The sequence below is a fragment of the Ureibacillus thermosphaericus genome (assembly GCF_002370195.2).
Taxonomy (GTDB): Bacteria; Bacillota; Bacilli; order Bacillales_A; family Planococcaceae; genus Ureibacillus; species Ureibacillus thermosphaericus.
Window position 1 is genome coordinate 842,066 of sequence record NZ_AP018335.1, and the last position, 16,123, is coordinate 858,188.

Consider the following 16,123-nt stretch of genomic DNA (forward strand, 5'->3'; position numbering starts at 1 on the left):
CCCTAAGCTGTTTTTATTTTCGCTAAGTTTTGGGTAATGAATATTCGGTTTCTAAAGTGATAGAAGGATCGATAACCGAAAGAAATGCGTTTAATCACTTTGATTTTGTTATGAATCCCCTCTAAAATGCCGTTATTATAATCGTACTTTAGCGTATTCTCGACGTAATTGATGTATTTGTTGATTGTCTTGATGGCGGTTTTCATATAGCTGGAAACGATATTTTGTTTATTCTCTAATGTTTTCTTTAGGAGCTCAAAGTCTTTGGTTTTGATGCAATGGCGAACGTATAGGTATAACTCATAGGACGCTTTTAATTCAGAATCTAAATCAATGAGATAGTGGAGAATCTCCACCTCACACATATGCTTTTTAAAGCAACGATGATATGTATAGTTCTTATAATCAAGTTTTGTTTGATCTTTCAGAAGGAGCTTCCAGTATTTTTTTAATTTATTGTAATTCTTTTTATCCCGATTCATGACGTTGATGCGCGTTTTGTTTAAAGCTCTGCTAAATAGTTGGAGGATATGGAATTTGTCGGGAAAACTTCTTGGATTAAGGAAATATAAGGGCTGTACATATCGATGACAATCGTTTTTTACCGAATCTCTCGCCTTCTTGGAATACCGTAAGAAATACTCTTTGAGGATGTAATCTTCGGTCCTCCACGATATCCACCATCTCCCCCGTTTCAGAGTCGAAGAAAATAAAGGACATCGCTCCAGCAGCGATTTAAACTCATCAAAACACAAATGCTGTGGAAGATAGTGAACATTCGGCTGATAGTAGCTATAAAAGCTGTCAATGACTCGACTGACAGTGGCATGAGAAACATTATGTTTCATCGCAATATCTTTTTCGGATATTTTATCTTTGGCATTTAAAGCAATCGATACTTTAGTATTGTTGGAAATACAACAGTTTTTAGCCACGACGCTCGTTTTTAAAGTAAACGTGGAATGACAATGTTTACAGAAATAACGCTGTTTACGCAATTTTAAGTAAGTATGAAAACCTGAAATGCTAGGCATTTTAATGAGAGACGTTTTAAAACCGTGTTTAATGATTTGATCATCAAAGACATGTCCACAAGCATAACAAGCTTTTGGTTGATACGTTAACGTCCCATGAAAGACTTTCGCTTTTACTTTTTTGATCGTTTCGGTAGAACAAAAATTTTCATCAAATGTGATATTTTTGTCTTTTATATTGAGTAGGTTTCGTATAGAATGATGGTGAGACATGTGACACAACTCCTTTGGGAAATGAGGTTTTGTTCGATTACATTTTACCAGAGTTTGTCACATGTCTCATTTTTTTTGTAAAAAAATGGTGCTGGTTTTTACTCACCAACACCAAATATTATAGAGCCCAATTTTCTTACAATATCGTTAACACCATTCTATTAGATATATTCTAAATTCCTCAACAAAGCATCTATTATTTTTAAAAACAGTTTCCATGTTTACTATACAATATAAAGTATGCAAGTAGGAAAAATTGTAAAATAGAACAATAGTTTATTTGATAAAACAATTTTCTTAAATCAGCACAACACTATTAATGCTCCATATGACAAAAATATCATATTAGAATAATTTAACCCTCTAACTAATAAAAAGTAAGGGGGTATTTTGTTATAAAAAATCTCAAAAATTAGAAAATTTTATTCATAAATAAAAAAAATGATTAGTATATTATACAAAACATCTCATCTATTAACTGCTAATGTAACTAATAAACTAAAAGGGGGAACTTTATTGGGGCCGATATTGGAGATAGAAAATGTTTCATTACACTTTGGAGGAGTGAAAGCTTTAGATCAAGTTTCATTTCATATTAACGAAGGAGAAATATTCTCACTTATAGGTCCAAATGGTGCGGGAAAGACGAGCATGTTGAATTGTATCAGTGGATTGTATCATCCAACAAGCGGCTCAATCCGCTATAAAGGGAAAGATATAACTAATATGAAACCTTATGAACGAACAACCCTCGGAATTGCACGTGCTTTCCAAAATATAGCGTTATTTGCGCATATGTCAGTATTGGACAATATTAAATTAGGTAGACATACATTAATGAAATCAGGTGTGTTTAGTGGTGGAATTTATGTAGGTAAAGCATCAAAAGAAGAAATAGAACATCGTGAAAAAGTAGAAGAAGTAATAGAGTTTTTAGAGTTACAGGATATTCGACATAAACCCGTTGGCACTCTTCCATATGGACTACAAAAGAGAGTAGAAGTAGGCCGAGCGTTAGCCTTAAATCCCGAGCTGATTTTATTGGACGAACCAATGGCTGGGATGAATGGTGCCGAAAAAGAAAGAATGTCTCAATTTATATTAGATATGCATGAAGTCATGAAAATTACAGTAGTACTTATTGAACATGATTTAGGTGTTGTAATGAGCTTATCTAATCACATCGCAGTGTTGGATTTTGGGAAACGCATAGGTTTTGGAACACCTAAGGAAGTAAGAGAAAATCCAGATGTAATAAAAGCTTATATTGGAGAAGAAACAGTTATTTGAAGGGGGAAAAACATGGTAACAACGGTCACGTTACCGTCACTTTTATTTGAACGAGCGAAAATCGAATCTTTAGGAGTAGCTTTTAGACAGAAACAATTGGGAATATGGAAAGAAATCACGTGGAGCCATTACTTAGAGAATGTAAGGAGATTATCGATTGCTTTACAGAAACATTATGATTTTAAAGAAGGGGAAACGCTAGCCATTATAGGGGAAAATAAACCACAATGGCTATATGCTCAGCTTGCAGCACAGACAATTGGTGGAATATCAGTAGGAATTTATCAAGAATCTTTACAAGAGCAAATTCGATTTTATTTGAATGATACAAGACCGAGAATCGTCATTGTTGAAGATAAGGAGCAAGTGGATAAATTATTAGCAATTGAAAATGAAGTCCCATTCATAGAACATATTGTTTATTATGATGCTCGAGGTTTAAGACATTATCGTCACCCAAAACTAATTTACTTGGAAGAATTACTGAATATTGGTGCAGAACGATTAAAAGAACATCCGAATTTTTTCGAAGAACAGATTGGCCATTTAGAAGAGCAAAGAGAAGCGCTTATTTCCTACAGTGCCGCAACAAGTGGAAACCCAAAAGCAGCCGTATACACCCATTATCAACTAATTGAAGCAGCCAAAAATTTAACTCAACTAGATGAAATGAAAAAAACGGATGATTATTTTTCATTTCTCCCGCTTGCTTGGATACATGAGCAAATTATGGGGATTGTGGTTCCTTTAGTTATTGGGTTGACAGTAAATTTCCCTGAACGTTCGGATACAGTTATTGGTGATTTAAGAGAAATTGGACCACAAACAATAATTGCTTCTCCGAGAGTGTATCAATCGATCATGTCAAATGTTCAAGTTCGTATGGAAGGAGCTAGTTGGTTCAAAAGAAAAGTATATCAACTATTTAAAAAATATGGTGATAAGCGCGCAAAGGCAAAGTTGGAGAATCTCCAGCTTACTGCATTTGAACGTTTTATGTACTTCCTTGGAGATGTCATTATTTTTAGTGCAATTCGCGATCATTTAGGTTTAGCGAGAACGAGAAGAGCATATGTTGCAGGAGCAGCATTGCACCCTGAAGCATTATATTTTTATCATAGCATCGGTGTAAATGTGAAGCAGACGTATGGTGGAACAGAAGTAGCGGGAATTGCCATTGTTCAACGAGATGATGATATCAAAGTGGGCAGTTCTGGTATGGCGCTTCCAAATACGGAAGTAAAAATTGGAGAAGATGGACTAGTATATTTAAAAAACAATGCCATTTTCTCTAGATATTTAAACGATGAACATCAGGAATTGGTGATTGATGGATGGATTTCCCTTGGAGATAAAGGTTTCATTGATAAGGATGGTCATCTCTATATTTTGGATAGAAAAGAAGATGTGATCGTCATGCCAAAAGGAGAAATTTATCCTCACAAAATTGAAAATATAATAAAGTCCAGTCCATATATTCAAGAAGCGATTGTGTTTGGAAAAAATCGTCCATTTTTATCTGCACTTATTAATATCGATATGACTACTGTTGGAAGATGGGCGGCTAAAGAGCGCATAGTATATACAGAATTTTCTGATTTATCAGTAAATAACAGAGTGATTAAATTAATTCAACAAGAAGTAAAAAGGTTAATGGAGGAATTACCTCCACAAGAACGGGTAAAGCGATTTATCATTTTACACAAACAATTTTCAGCAGATGCAGGAGAACTGACAAGAACATTAAAAATCCGAAGAAATTTCGTTGAAAATGCTTATAAAGAGCTAATCGATGCAATGTATTCAAATAATCAATTGATTCAAGTGCGCATATCGGAAACAGAATCAGTAGAGGAGATTCCATTGCGCATCGTTCAATTGGAGCAGAATTTGGAGGTGCCTGAGGATGTTCTTCTTGCAAATGCTTATTAATGGAATTGTCGTTGGTAGTATTTATGGTCTTGTAGCTCTCGGTTTTGTTTTGATTTACCGAGCCAGTGGAGCGCTAAACCTAGCTAATGGTGAATTTGTATTATTTGGCCCATATGTTTGTTTAGTCATTATGACGGCTTTAAACGTGCCTTTCCTTGTTGCATTTATAGGGACGTTATTATTTAGTGCATTTTTAGGGTTAGTCGTTGAGCGACTAGTCATTCGGCAATTACAAAATGCACCGACAATTTCTGTCATTATGGCAACACTAGGATTATCAAGTTTACTAGCTGGTGCTGTTCATATTATTTGGGGACATACAACTAGAACTTTTCCACCTGTGTTTCCGCAGACGCCGCTGAATATAGGAGGAATCATAATTACACCAGTCTATTTATGGTCCTTTATTATTGTCATGATTTTACTAGTTATTTTTTCAATTTTTTTCAAATACTCCAAAATGGGTCTAGCGATGCGTGCGGTTGCAGACGATCGACAAGCTGCATTATCCATGGGGATGAGCGTAAAGTTCGTTTTAGCGATGACTTGGATGATTGCCTCCATGGTAGCCGCAATAGGAGGAATATTGCTTGGAAATATTAATGGAGTTAGCCCTACTATGTCAGCAATTGGTTTAACAGTATTACCGGTTGTGATTCTTGGAGGACTTGATAGTGTAATGGGGGCAATTATTGGAGGTTTTCTCATTGGCATTATACAAAACTTGGCAGGAGGTTATTTAGATCCTCTCGTAGGAGGAGGATTAAAAGATGTAGTGCCATTTATTGTGGTTCTATTAATCCTAATGTTAAAACCATATGGCTTGTTTGGTAGCCGTGGTATTGAGAGGGTGTGACGTTGTTGAGGAATTTGTTTGTAAGAGAATGTGGAAATTACAAAACATCCTATAAAGATGATATGAAACTCTTTGGAACGAAGAGTGAAATCGTAAAATGGCTTTTTTTGTTCATCATTTTACTAACATTACCGCTCTACGTATCGAATTATTGGGTAGGGCTTCTTACCCTTTGTGCTATTTCCGCTATCGGTGCAATTGGCTTAAACATTTTAACCGGATTTACTGGACAAATCTCTATCGGAGTTGGTGCATTTTTAGGGGTAGGAGGATATACAACAGCGATACTCACTACAACTTATGGTTTAAGTTTCTGGGTTTCTCTCCCGCTAGCTGGTATTGTGACAGCATTGGTTGGAGGATTGTTTGGAATCCCATCTTTAAGACTAAAAGGGTTATATTTAGCCATTGCCACATTGGCAGCACAAGTGATTATTACATTCATCATCAGCCGATGGGATAACGTCACAGGTGGAACAGCAGGAATGGTATTGAGTCGGCCTAGCATCGGAAGCTACTCTTTCATGTCTAACGCATCTTATTATTATTTATCGATTATCATTTTGATTTTAACTGTCATATATTCGGTGAACTTATTAAGAACGAGAGTCGGGCGAGCCTTTTTAGCTGTTCGAGATCGAGATATTGCTGCGCAGATTATGGGGATTAACTTATTCTACTATAAAGTACTAGCCTTTATTATAAGTTCCTTTTTCGTTGGGATTGCGGGAGCATTATTAGCTCATTACACAATGATTGTGAGTCCTGAACTATACAATATCCATGTTTCCATTCAATACCTCGCCATGGTGTTGATTGGTGGGCTAGGAAGCATTTTAGGATCTATTTTAGGGGCTATATTCATTACCCTTTTACCTGTAGGACTAACATCTATTGTTGATTTGTTAACTGCATACATGCCTAACTTATACCAATTATTCTCAGCCTTTAAAGAATTTGTTTTCGGTTTAGCGATTATTCTGTTTTTAATTTTTGAACCAGGTGGTTTAGCTCATATTTGGCATAACATAAAAAACTATTTCAGAGTTTGGCCATTCTCCTATTAAGTTAGTTAATAAATTTTATATAAAAAAGGGGGATTTTGTTTTGAAAAGCAAACAACTTTTGGGGGTTATGCTAGGGGTGTTACTCATCATCCTTTCAGCTTGTGGAGGTGGAGACTCAGCAAATCCAAGCACTTCGAACGATGGTAGTTCATCGAATTCGAGCGATAGTGGAGGCAAACGCACAGTCGTTGTTGGAGGTTTGTATGATATCACAGGTGGTACTGGAGATGTAGGAACACCTTATGCGGAAGGAGAAAAAGCATATTTTGAGTATCTAGAAATGAAAGGCGGAGTGGAAGGACTTGACCTAAAATTAATCGGTAAAGATTACGCCTACCAAATTCCAGAAGCTCAAAAAATTTATCAAGAATTGCGTGATAAGGAAAAGGCTGTTGCTATTTTAGGTTGGGGTACAGGTGACACGGAAGCTTTAAGACAGCAAGTAGCTACAGACCAATTACCATTTATTTCAGCTTCTTACTCTGAAAACTTGAAAAATATTAATGAAAGTCCATACAATTTCTTAACAGCTGCTTCCTATTCAGATCAAGGACGAGCAATTCTTAAATGGATTGTTGAAAACCATGAAGGAGACGATGCTCCAACTTTAGCATTGCTTTACAATGACACAGCATTTGGGCGTTCACCAATTGAAGATATTAAAGAATATGCAAAAGAAGTTGGAGTGGAAGTAGTTGATGAACAAGTTATTGATGTTCAAGCAACAGAAGCTCAATCTCAATTGTTAAATATGGAAAAGAAAAATCCAGATTATGCTATTATTCAACAAACTTGGGGAGCTACATCTACAATTTTACGTGATGCAAAAACATTAGGCATTGATACGCAATTTATCGGATTAAACTGGGCAGCAGGTGAAGGAATTATTGATATTGCAGGTGCAGATGTTGCAGAAGGATATATAGGTATCCTTTCCCATGCATTCCCTTATGAAGATATGCCTGGTATGGCGGAGATTAAAGAATATTTAGATGCAAAAGGTAAGACAGTTGATGATATTAATCAAAAATTTGTACAAGGATGGATTGCAGCAAAAATTATGGTTGAAGCAATTAAAATCGCTGCAGAAAAATATCCTGAAGGCGATTTAACAGGACCACAAATTCGCGAAGGTCTTGAATCCATTCAAAACTTAGATTTAGGCGGTTTAGCTGCAAATGTATCCTTTGCTCCAGATAATCATGCTGGTACAGAAATGACTCGACTTGGTATTGTGAAAAACGGAAAATGGGAGCCAATTACTGATTACTTCAGCTACAAAGATTGAAAAAATCAAAATTAATGAAAGGGACAACATTCTATTGTCCCTTTTTCTCTTTAACGATTGATGGAAGGAGATAAAAAAATGCTTCGTGTGAGCAATTTAGAAGCGGTTTATCAAAAAATGATTCTAGCATTGCGAGGAATTTCGCTTAATGTTAAAGAAGGGCAAATAGTTGCACTGCTTGGCAGTAATGGTGCGGGGAAATCAACAACTTTAAAAGCTATTTCAGGTCTATTGGCTGCAGAAGACGGACATATTACGGAAGGAACAATTGAATTTCAAGGAGAAATCATAAACAATATTTCTCCCGATCAGTTGGTGAAAAAGGGAATCTTTTTGTGTATGGAAGGTCGTAGAATATTTAAAGATTTAACGGTGGAAGAAAATTTATATGCAGGAGCATATACAAGAAAAGATCGCTCTTCAATTAAAAGTGACATTGAAAAGATTTATGAATACTTCCCAAAATTAAAAATGCTTGAACATCGAAAAGCAGGTTACTTATCTGGTGGAGAACAACAAATGTTGGCCATTGGCAGAGGACTTATGGCAAAACCAAAATTATTACTGCTTGATGAACCATCATTGGGCATTGCCCCATTGCTTGTAAAGGAAATTTTTGAGAATATAAGAAAGATTAACGAAGAAGAAGGTTTGACGATATTAGTCGTCGAACAGAATGCTAACATCGCCCTTTCTATAGCACATTATGGATATATTATCGAAAATGGTAGGGTTGTAATGAAAGGTGAAGCATCGGCATTATTAGAAGATAAAAATATTAGTGAACATTATTTAGGCACTGGAAAAGATATAAAAGAAGGTAGAAGCAATCGACGCCGACAAAGAATTGTTTGGTAAGAAGTATTTACAATTATAGAATTGGCTACCTTAAAGGTATTAGCATACTTTTAAGGTAGATATAAATTTTTTTGAAAAAAATTTAATTTTTCTATTGCATAGTTCAGTAATACATGATATTATAATTCTTGTCTTGTTAAGGAGACAATGGCCCGTTGGTCAAGTGGTTAAGACACCGCCCTTTCACGGCGGTAACACGGGTTCGAATCCCGTACGGGTCATTATTTTTTATTAATTTAGGAGGATTAGCTCAGCTGGGAGAGCACCTGCCTTACAAGCAGGGGGTCGGCGGTTCGATCCCGTCATCCTCCACCATATATTGTTTGGATATACATTTGGAGGGGTAGCGAAGTGGCTAAACGCGACGGACTGTAAATCCGTTCCCTTTGGGTTCGGCGGTTCGAATCCGCCCCCCTCCACCATTTATTGGGGTATAGCCAAGCGGTAAGGCACCGGATTTTGATTCCGTCATGCCCAGGTTCGAATCCTGGTACCCCAGCCACTAAAATAATATTGCTTAAGATTGTATATTACCCTTCAATAAAGTGTTAATCGAATAAATAATTTTAACTAGTCAATCCTTTACTCAATGAGTAAAGGATTTTTTTTATTGTATAAAGGTCAAGAGTACACGAAAAACTATAATTTAATTCCATGCTTACAAGTTTAATGGATTGGTTAAAACGTATTTTTGAAATACATTCTATATGAAGAAATCGCTATATTCTGCGTTTTTTTATGTATATTTATACAATTTTTTGTCAAGTTGAGTCAAACCATCATACTCTTATAGAATTAAATTTATCAGGGGGTGTTTTTATGGAAAGAAAAAAAATATCAATTATAGGAGTTCCGTCAGATTATGGTCAACAACGTAGAGGGGTAGATATGGGGCCAAGCGCGATGAGATACGCTGGCGCAATTGAAAGATTAGAAAGATTAGGATATGAAGTGATTGATGAAGGAAATGTATCAGTTCATAAAACGAAAAAAAGTGAGATTAGCGATAAGAAATTGTTAAATTTAGAAGAAGTTCTAGAGGTTAGTGAAAAATTAGCGGACAAAGTGGATGAAGTTATTCAGCAAGGAAGATTTCCTGTAATTCTTGGAGGAGACCATAGTATCTCTATCGGTTCCATTGCTGGAATAAGAAAACATTATAACAATTTAGGTGTTATTTGGTTTGATGCTCATACAGACATCAATACTTCAGAAACAACTCCTTCCGGAAATATTCATGGTATGCCTTTAGCGGTAAACCTTGGACTTGGTGATGAACGATTAATTAATATCGCAAAAAATGCACCAACGATTAAATATGAAAATGTTGTCATTATAGGCGCTCGTTCGATTGATGAGGGAGAAAGAGCTTTAATTAAAGAAAAGGGGATTAAAATTTTTACAATGCATGAAATCGATCGAGTGGGTATGACAAAAGTAATAGAAGAAACAGTGGCATATTTAAGAGAACGGGAAGTTGATGGGGTGCATATTTCCATTGATTTAGATGCTTTGGACCCTATCTATACACCTGGAGTAGGAACGCCAGTACCTGGAGGAATTACTTATCGAGAAAGCCACTTAGCAATGGAAATGTTGGAAGAGGCAAAAATTATTACTTCATGTGAATTTGTGGAAGTAAATCCAATTCTTGATGAGCGCAATAAAACGGCTGATACTGCGGTAGCATTAATGGGGTCGTTGCTAGGCGAAAAATTAGTGTAAAATGTACTATTTATTTGATAAATTTGGTATTTTATACTTTATTAGGGTCAGAATTCTTTTTTGTATTTCAACTAAAAAATGAAACTTTGTGAAGAATTCATTCGTATATTACGTTAAGCCAAAAAAGGTGGAGAAACACATGGATGCGTTAGTGAACAAAAGAATAAAGCAAGTGCTAAAAGGTGATCAAAACGCATTTTCAGATATTGTGAGCCTCTACCAGCACAAGCTATACCAAATTTGTTATCGAATGCTTGGAAATAAGCAAGAGGCGGAAGATATTGCTCAAGAAGCTTTTGTTCGGGCGTATATTAATTTACATACGTTCGATCAAAATAGGAAATTTTCAACTTGGCTTTATCGCATAGCAACGAACCTATGTATAGATCGAATTCGTAAGAAAAAACCAGATTACTATTTAGATGCTGAGGTAGATGGTACTGATGGATTAAATATGTATTCACATATTGCAACTGAAGAAGATCTACCTGAAGATGTAGCTCTCCAAATGGAAATTCAAGAACGCATCCAATATGAAATTAGCAGATTACCTGAGAAATATCGTACGGTGATAGTACTAAAATATATTGAAGAATGTTCTCTTCAAGAAATAAGTGAAATACTTGACTTGCCTTTGGGAACGGTGAAAACTAGAATTCATAGAGGCCGTGAAGCGTTAAGAAAGCAGCTTAACAAATTGTAGGAGGGGAATTGCATGAGTACGTGTCCACAACACATTATTGACTATATGCACGAGTATTTAGATGGCGACATTAGCCGTGAACACGAACAAGTGCTAAAACAGCATTTGAAGACATGTACGGAATGTCAACAACATATGCATCAACTGAGTGACACGATTGCATTTATTAAAAGTGCAGCGCATATTACAGCACCTCCACATTTTGAGGAAAAGGTAATGAAGCGTCTGCCTAGACCGAAAAGTCGAGTAGGCGTGCAAAAATGGCTTAGAAGACATCCATTTTTAGTAGCGGCCGCAATGTTTGTTTTATTTATGAGTGCAACCTTATTTGGAAGTTTTAATGATGATAAATTTTCAGTAACGAAACAACCAAACTTAATCGTTGAAGGGCAAACGGTCATTGTTCCTGAAGGTGAAGTCGTAAAAGGTGATATTGTTGTAAAAAACGGAGATATTGTAGTTGAAGGAGAAGTAGATGGCAATATAATCGTCATTAATGGGGAATATATGGCATCTACGGCAGTTGTATCGGGACAGATTCAAGAAATTGATCAAGTGTTTGAATGGATATGGTATGAGATTAAACGAATGGCATCGGACTTTGTGACACTGTTTGAAAAAGATGAAGAATAAAATAGGAATTGGATTGTTCAGCAGCAAGTAGATGTAACAGAAATTAAATGTGTTTTTAAAGAACTGTAATCTTACATGTGGCGTGGACATATAGACAGTTTCTATGCATGCATTCTTAAGGAAAGTAATGTCTGAAAAGTGGCAAAGAAGCATTTCTAGTATGTTCTTCTTTTGAAACAATAATGATTTAAACAAAAAATTATCATCCGAAAATGGATGATAATTTTTTTGGTGCGCCCGGCATGTACATGAACTATAGGGTGTAAGTCCCGAACCCCGAAGACAGAAGTAGAGGTTAGCCAAGAGCAAGGGTGTCCGTGGTGACGCGGAATCTGAAGGAAGCTGGAGGCAAAACACCGGTCCGAGGAACACGAACCTCATATAAGGCTAGGTATGATTGAGTGAGTTTGCCAAACAAAACAAAGCTCTTTCTGTCGAAGGTCATATCGAGTAGATGAGGCGGATAGATGGTGTGAAAGTGCATGTACTTACCCGGGGAGGTCTGGCGGATAGGTGAAGTACTCTTCATAACCTACTTAGCGATAAGTAGCTGAACCGTCAGAAGTCAGCAGAGGTCATAGTATTAGTTGGTCTAGAACAACTGAGAAGGACCGAACAATTAAGAGAGAATAGCCCTTGGCATTCAGTGAGTCATGATGAACACAGAAAACGTAGTACCTCACTTGAGGAAGGAAGCGGTGAATCCCGTGGGAGACCTCTTGGAGGGTGGAGTGACCACTGGCATAAAGAGAACAGCTATTCACGGAAGTTATAAAGACTTGCGTCAATCATCTTAATTGAACCGCCGTATACGGAACCGTACGTACGGTGGTGTGAGAGGACGGGAGTTAATCGCTCCCTCCTACTCGATTTAATCAAAATCGATATTTTTAGACAAGAAAAGAAAAAAAGAAACAATTGATATAAAAGTTTCGTCAATACTATAAAAGCTTTATGGATTTGATTATGATATACTTGTTGATAGTATAATTGGGAATTTTTTAAATTTATAAAAATGGAATTTTTTATATACTATTTTTATAAAAAATGCATAAACTATATCGCATGTGTTTTTTTGTTATTGATTTGGTGAATTAAGTGGGGGATGCCACATGAATATAATTGAGCAATTTACTGACTTTACTCCTGTAAATATTATTTTTAGTTTATTGGACGTCATACTTGTTTGGTACGTTATATATAAAATTTTAACCCTTATAAAAGGGACGAAAGCCGTTCAGTTATTAAAAGGTTTATTCGTCATTATCATTGCAAGAATTGCAACTGAAATCTTTGGTTTGGATACATTAGGCTGGATGCTCCAAGAAGTAATTGATTGGGGATTTTTAGCGATTATTATTATTTTCACACCTGAAATTCGAAGAGCCCTTGAACAAATTGGACGCGGTAGATTATTTCAACGTCCAGTAAATCAATTGGAAGATGAACAAGCGCGTCTTATTGAAGCAATGAAAAAAGCTGTAAGTTATATGGCGAAAAGACGAATTGGTGCACTCATTTCCATTGAAAAAGAAACAGGCTTAAACGAATATATCGAAACAGGTATTCGACTTGATGCCCATATCACGTCAGAATTGATTATTAATACTTTTATTCCAAATACCCCACTTCATGATGGAGCAGTAATTGTACAAAAAGATCGAATAGCAGCAGCGGCATGTTATTTACCATTATCAGAAAGCACATTGATATCAAAAGAACTTGGTACAAGGCATCGAGCTGCTCTTGGGTTAAGTGAAGTTACAGATGCTATCGTAGTTGTTGTATCGGAAGAAACAGGTGCAGTTAGTATTGCAGTGAATGGCAATCTACATAGAAATCTCACATTAGAAAATTTCGAATCTTTACTTAGAACATTATGGTTTGGGCCAGAAATGGAACTAGACGCATCCTCTAAGTGGACTTGGAGGGGGAAAAAACATGGATAAATTTTTTGATAATATATGGGTGTTGAGAGCAACAGCCTTCATATTAGCGTTTCTTCTCTTCTTTTACGTGAAAGCAGAATTAACTGGTGGTGGAAAAGAATCTACATCGAATAATCATGTAGATATTATTACGGATATTCCTTTAGAGGTCTATTATGATTCCGAAAATTTAATTGTTACTGGGTTGCCAGAAACTGTAGATGTAACGATTGAAGGCCCAATGCAAATAGTGTTAAAAACAAAATTCCAAAAAGATTTTAAAGTATTTGTTGACTTAAATTCATTGTTAATTGGTGAACATAGAGTTACAATACAGCATGAAAATTTTTCTGATAAACTGAATGTGACAATTGACCCAGAGGTAGTGGATGTTGTTATTGAAGAAAAAGTAACTCAAGAGTTTAGGGTCGATCCTGAAATCAATAACCGATTGTTTGCGGAAGGTTATGTGTTAAAATCGATGATGGCTGAGCCGAGTAAAGTGATTGTAACAGGTGCCAAGAGCATAATTGAAAACATAAGTTATGTAAAAGCAACAGTTTCAGTACCGGAAGGAATTAAGGAATCTTTTACCCAAGAAGCGAATGTCAAAGTATTAGATAGTAATTTAAATAAACTAGATGTATCTATTCAACCAGAAACGGTTAATGTGACTGTTGAAGTGGAGGAATATAGCAGAGATATTCCAATCACACTCAGGAAAATAGGAACACCACAACAAGGTGTAGTAATTAATGAACTAAATACAGATACAAAGACGGTTGAATTGTTCGGTCCAAAATCTATTATTGACTCCCTAAAGTCTTTAGTCGTAGAATTTGACGTATCGAAGGTTGACCGCTCAGGAAATTATGAAGTGGACCTAAACTTGCCGAAGGGAGCTACTAAATTAGGAACTGATAAAATTATTGTACGCGCTAATGTTACAAAAACACCAACTCAACCAGATTCAGTTGATGAAGAAACCGATGAAGACCAAAATATGGATGAGCCAAATAGTGTTGATGAGGAAATAAAAAGCGAATAAAATCTTGAATTTCAAAATAAAAAACTACTCAAATAACATAAATAGCTTGTTTTGATTCCATGAATTATTCAAATATGGAATGTCAAGTGTTGAAGGAGAGAATAGTTATGGGAAAATATTTTGGAACAGACGGCGTACGAGGAGTCGCAAATACAGAGCTCTCCCCGGAACTTGCATTTAAATTAGGTCGTGTAGGGGGATACATTTTAACCAAAAATGCTAATGAAAGACCAAAAGTCATCATTGGTCGAGATACAAGAATTTCTGGTCATATGTTAGAAGGAGCGTTAGTTGCTGGCTTGCTTTCTATTGGAGTTGAAGTCATGAGATTAGGTGTCATTAGCACACCGGGTGTTGCTTATCTAACTCGAGTAATGAATGCAGATGCAGGAATTATGATTTCAGCTTCACATAATCCAGTTCAAGATAACGGAATTAAATTTTTCGGTCCAGATGGTTATAAATTAACAGATGAACAAGAAGAAGAGATTGAAAAATTACTAGATGCTGAGGTAGATACACTGCCGAGACCAATTGGGGCAGATTTAGGCACAGTCAGCGATTATTTTGAAGGTGGTCAGAAATACATCTCCTATCTAAAACAAACGGTTGATGAAGATTTTGAAGGTATTCACGTTGCGATTGACTGTGCGAACGGAGCTACTTCTTCATTAGCAACGCATTTATTTGCAGATTTAGAGGCAGATATTTCAACAATGGGTGCTTCTCCGGATGGATTAAATATTAATGATGGAGTAGGTTCTACACACCCTGAAAAGCTGGCAGAATTCGTTGTGGAAAGAGAAGCGGATGTTGGGCTAGCCTTTGACGGAGATGGAGATCGATTGATTGCAGTCGATGAAAAAGGGAATATTGTCGATGGCGACCAAATCATGTTTATCATCGGGAAATATTTAAATAGTAAAGGGCTTTTAAAGAAAAATACAATCGTTTCGACTGTGATGAGCAACATGGGATTCTATAAAGCATTAGAAGAAAACGGAATGACTAGTATACAAACGCCTGTTGGTGACCGCTATGTCGTTGAAGAAATGCGTAAAAATGGTTACAACTTAGGTGGCGAACAATCTGGCCACATCGTATTCCTTGATTACAACACTACTGGCGATGGTATGCTAACAGCTATCCAATTAGTAAATATTATGAAATTAACAGGTAAGCGTTTATCTGAACTAGCATCAGAAATGAAAGTATTCCCGCAACGTTTAGTTAACGTACGTGTTACAGATAAAAATAAAGTGAAGGACAATCCAAAAGTGCAAGAAGCAATTAAAGAAGTGGAAGATGTACTTGGAAACAATGGTCGAGTACTAGTTCGTCCTTCTGGAACAGAACCATTAGTTCGAGTAATGGTGGAAGCACCAACGGATGAAGAATGTGAAAGCTATGTAAATCGCATTGCAGAAGTTGTAAAAAAAGAAATGGGTATTACTGAATAACATAAACAGTGCTGTGGGTAATGTCAAAATACATTGACTTTACACACAGCTTTTTTATTATGTCTGGATAAAAGAATCCATAAGTTTC

14 protein-coding genes and 4 tRNA genes are annotated in these 16,123 nt (G+C 36.2%); 17 read left to right on the plus strand and 1 reads right to left on the minus strand.

Translation table 11 applies throughout. The features are described from left to right. Positions 1–2: 2 nt before the first annotated feature. The gene (locus tag UtA1_RS04060) at positions 3–1,247 is read right to left on the minus strand and encodes an ISL3 family transposase (protein ID WP_197722743.1); all 1,245 of its coding nucleotides are present in this window, start codon (positions 1,245–1,247) and stop codon (positions 3–5) included. A 516-nt stretch (positions 1,248–1,763) separates the two neighbouring features. Between UtA1_RS04060 and UtA1_RS04065 the strand changes: the two genes are divergently transcribed. The 17 genes from UtA1_RS04065 to glmM all read left to right on the plus strand — a co-directional run bounded on the left by UtA1_RS04065 (position 1,764) and on the right by glmM (position 16,035). Beyond that, positions 1,764–2,537 carry an ABC transporter ATP-binding protein gene (locus UtA1_RS04065; protein WP_016839636.1) on the plus strand — a complete coding sequence of 258 codons (774 nt, stop codon included), beginning with the start codon at positions 1,764–1,766 and terminating at the stop codon, positions 2,535–2,537. Between the two features lie 12 nt (positions 2,538–2,549). Next, positions 2,550–4,469: an AMP-dependent synthetase/ligase gene (locus UtA1_RS04070; RefSeq protein WP_096550124.1), complete on the plus strand. Its 1,920-nt coding sequence runs from the start codon at positions 2,550–2,552 to the stop codon at positions 4,467–4,469. Beyond that, entirely contained in the window at positions 4,444–5,325 is an 882-nt protein-coding gene (locus UtA1_RS04075; RefSeq protein WP_096550125.1) for a branched-chain amino acid ABC transporter permease, read from the plus strand. The genes UtA1_RS04070 and UtA1_RS04075 overlap by 26 nt, the downstream gene beginning before the upstream one ends. Before the next feature lie 5 nt (positions 5,326–5,330). Next, on the plus strand, positions 5,331–6,392 hold the full coding sequence (locus tag UtA1_RS04080; protein WP_096552395.1) for a branched-chain amino acid ABC transporter permease: 1,062 nt from the start codon (positions 5,331–5,333) through the stop codon (positions 6,390–6,392). A gap of 40 nt (positions 6,393–6,432) precedes the next feature. Further along, complete coding sequence (locus UtA1_RS04085; protein ID WP_232019895.1) at positions 6,433–7,680, plus strand: ABC transporter substrate-binding protein; 1,248 nt, start codon at positions 6,433–6,435, stop codon at positions 7,678–7,680. A 78-nt stretch (positions 7,681–7,758) separates the two neighbouring features. After that, positions 7,759–8,538 carry an ABC transporter ATP-binding protein gene (locus UtA1_RS04090; RefSeq protein WP_096550126.1) on the plus strand — a complete coding sequence of 260 codons (780 nt, stop codon included), beginning with the start codon at positions 7,759–7,761 and terminating at the stop codon, positions 8,536–8,538. Positions 8,539–8,687: 149 nt separating this feature from the next. Next, positions 8,688–8,759 (plus strand) — tRNA-Glu (locus UtA1_RS04095). A gap of 18 nt (positions 8,760–8,777) precedes the next feature. After that, a tRNA-Val gene (locus UtA1_RS04100) sits at positions 8,778–8,853 on the plus strand. A gap of 22 nt (positions 8,854–8,875) precedes the next feature. Beyond that, positions 8,876–8,960 (plus strand) — tRNA-Tyr (locus UtA1_RS04105). Positions 8,961–8,965: 5 nt separating this feature from the next. Further along, positions 8,966–9,040: transfer RNA gene (locus UtA1_RS04110), tRNA-Gln, on the plus strand. A 317-nt stretch (positions 9,041–9,357) separates the two neighbouring features. After that, positions 9,358–10,263, plus strand: a complete 906-nt coding sequence (rocF, locus tag UtA1_RS04115) for an arginase (RefSeq protein WP_016839642.1) — start codon at positions 9,358–9,360, stop codon at positions 10,261–10,263. A 139-nt stretch (positions 10,264–10,402) separates the two neighbouring features. Continuing rightward, positions 10,403–10,966: an RNA polymerase sigma factor SigW gene (gene sigW / locus UtA1_RS04120; protein ID WP_096550127.1), complete on the plus strand. Its 564-nt coding sequence runs from the start codon at positions 10,403–10,405 to the stop codon at positions 10,964–10,966. A 12-nt stretch (positions 10,967–10,978) separates the two neighbouring features. After that, positions 10,979–11,599 carry an anti-sigma factor family protein gene (locus UtA1_RS04125; protein WP_016839644.1) on the plus strand — a complete coding sequence of 207 codons (621 nt, stop codon included), beginning with the start codon at positions 10,979–10,981 and terminating at the stop codon, positions 11,597–11,599. Between the two features lie 653 nt (positions 11,600–12,252). After that, positions 12,253–12,396, plus strand: a complete 144-nt coding sequence (locus tag UtA1_RS16990) for a hypothetical protein (protein WP_172597779.1) — start codon at positions 12,253–12,255, stop codon at positions 12,394–12,396. 315 nt (positions 12,397–12,711) lie between these two features. Beyond that, a complete protein-coding gene (cdaA, locus tag UtA1_RS04135) occupies positions 12,712–13,548 on the plus strand; it encodes a diadenylate cyclase CdaA (protein ID WP_016839588.1) in 837 nt (278 codons plus the stop codon). Beyond that, positions 13,541–14,575, plus strand: a complete 1,035-nt coding sequence (locus tag UtA1_RS04140; protein WP_096550129.1) for a CdaR family protein — start codon at positions 13,541–13,543, stop codon at positions 14,573–14,575. The genes cdaA and UtA1_RS04140 overlap by 8 nt, the downstream gene beginning before the upstream one ends. A 107-nt stretch (positions 14,576–14,682) precedes the next feature. Further along, positions 14,683–16,035, plus strand: a complete 1,353-nt coding sequence (glmM, locus tag UtA1_RS04145) for a phosphoglucosamine mutase (RefSeq protein WP_096550130.1) — start codon at positions 14,683–14,685, stop codon at positions 16,033–16,035. The last annotated feature ends 88 nt before the right edge of the window (positions 16,036–16,123 follow it).

What these genes read in the sequence shown, in the direction of transcription:
- UtA1_RS04060 (WP_197722743.1), bottom strand. Translation starts at nt 1,247, where the DNA reads ATGTCTCACCATCATTCTATACGAAACCTACTCAATATAAAAGACAAA.
- UtA1_RS04070 (WP_096550124.1), top strand. Translation starts at nt 2,550, where the DNA reads ATGGTAACAACGGTCACGTTACCGTCACTTTTATTTGAACGAGCGAAA.
- UtA1_RS04075 (WP_096550125.1), top strand. Translation starts at nt 4,444, where the DNA reads ATGTTCTTCTTGCAAATGCTTATTAATGGAATTGTCGTTGGTAGTATT.
- UtA1_RS04090 (WP_096550126.1), top strand. Translation starts at nt 7,759, where the DNA reads ATGCTTCGTGTGAGCAATTTAGAAGCGGTTTATCAAAAAATGATTCTA.
- rocF (WP_016839642.1), top strand. Translation starts at nt 9,358, where the DNA reads ATGGAAAGAAAAAAAATATCAATTATAGGAGTTCCGTCAGATTATGGT.
- sigW (WP_096550127.1), top strand. Translation starts at nt 10,403, where the DNA reads ATGGATGCGTTAGTGAACAAAAGAATAAAGCAAGTGCTAAAAGGTGAT.
- UtA1_RS04125 (WP_016839644.1), top strand. Translation starts at nt 10,979, where the DNA reads ATGAGTACGTGTCCACAACACATTATTGACTATATGCACGAGTATTTA.
- UtA1_RS16990 (WP_172597779.1), top strand. Translation starts at nt 12,253, where the DNA reads ATGATGAACACAGAAAACGTAGTACCTCACTTGAGGAAGGAAGCGGTG.
- cdaA (WP_016839588.1), top strand. Translation starts at nt 12,712, where the DNA reads ATGAATATAATTGAGCAATTTACTGACTTTACTCCTGTAAATATTATT.
- UtA1_RS04140 (WP_096550129.1), top strand. Translation starts at nt 13,541, where the DNA reads ATGGATAAATTTTTTGATAATATATGGGTGTTGAGAGCAACAGCCTTC.
- glmM (WP_096550130.1), top strand. Translation starts at nt 14,683, where the DNA reads ATGGGAAAATATTTTGGAACAGACGGCGTACGAGGAGTCGCAAATACA.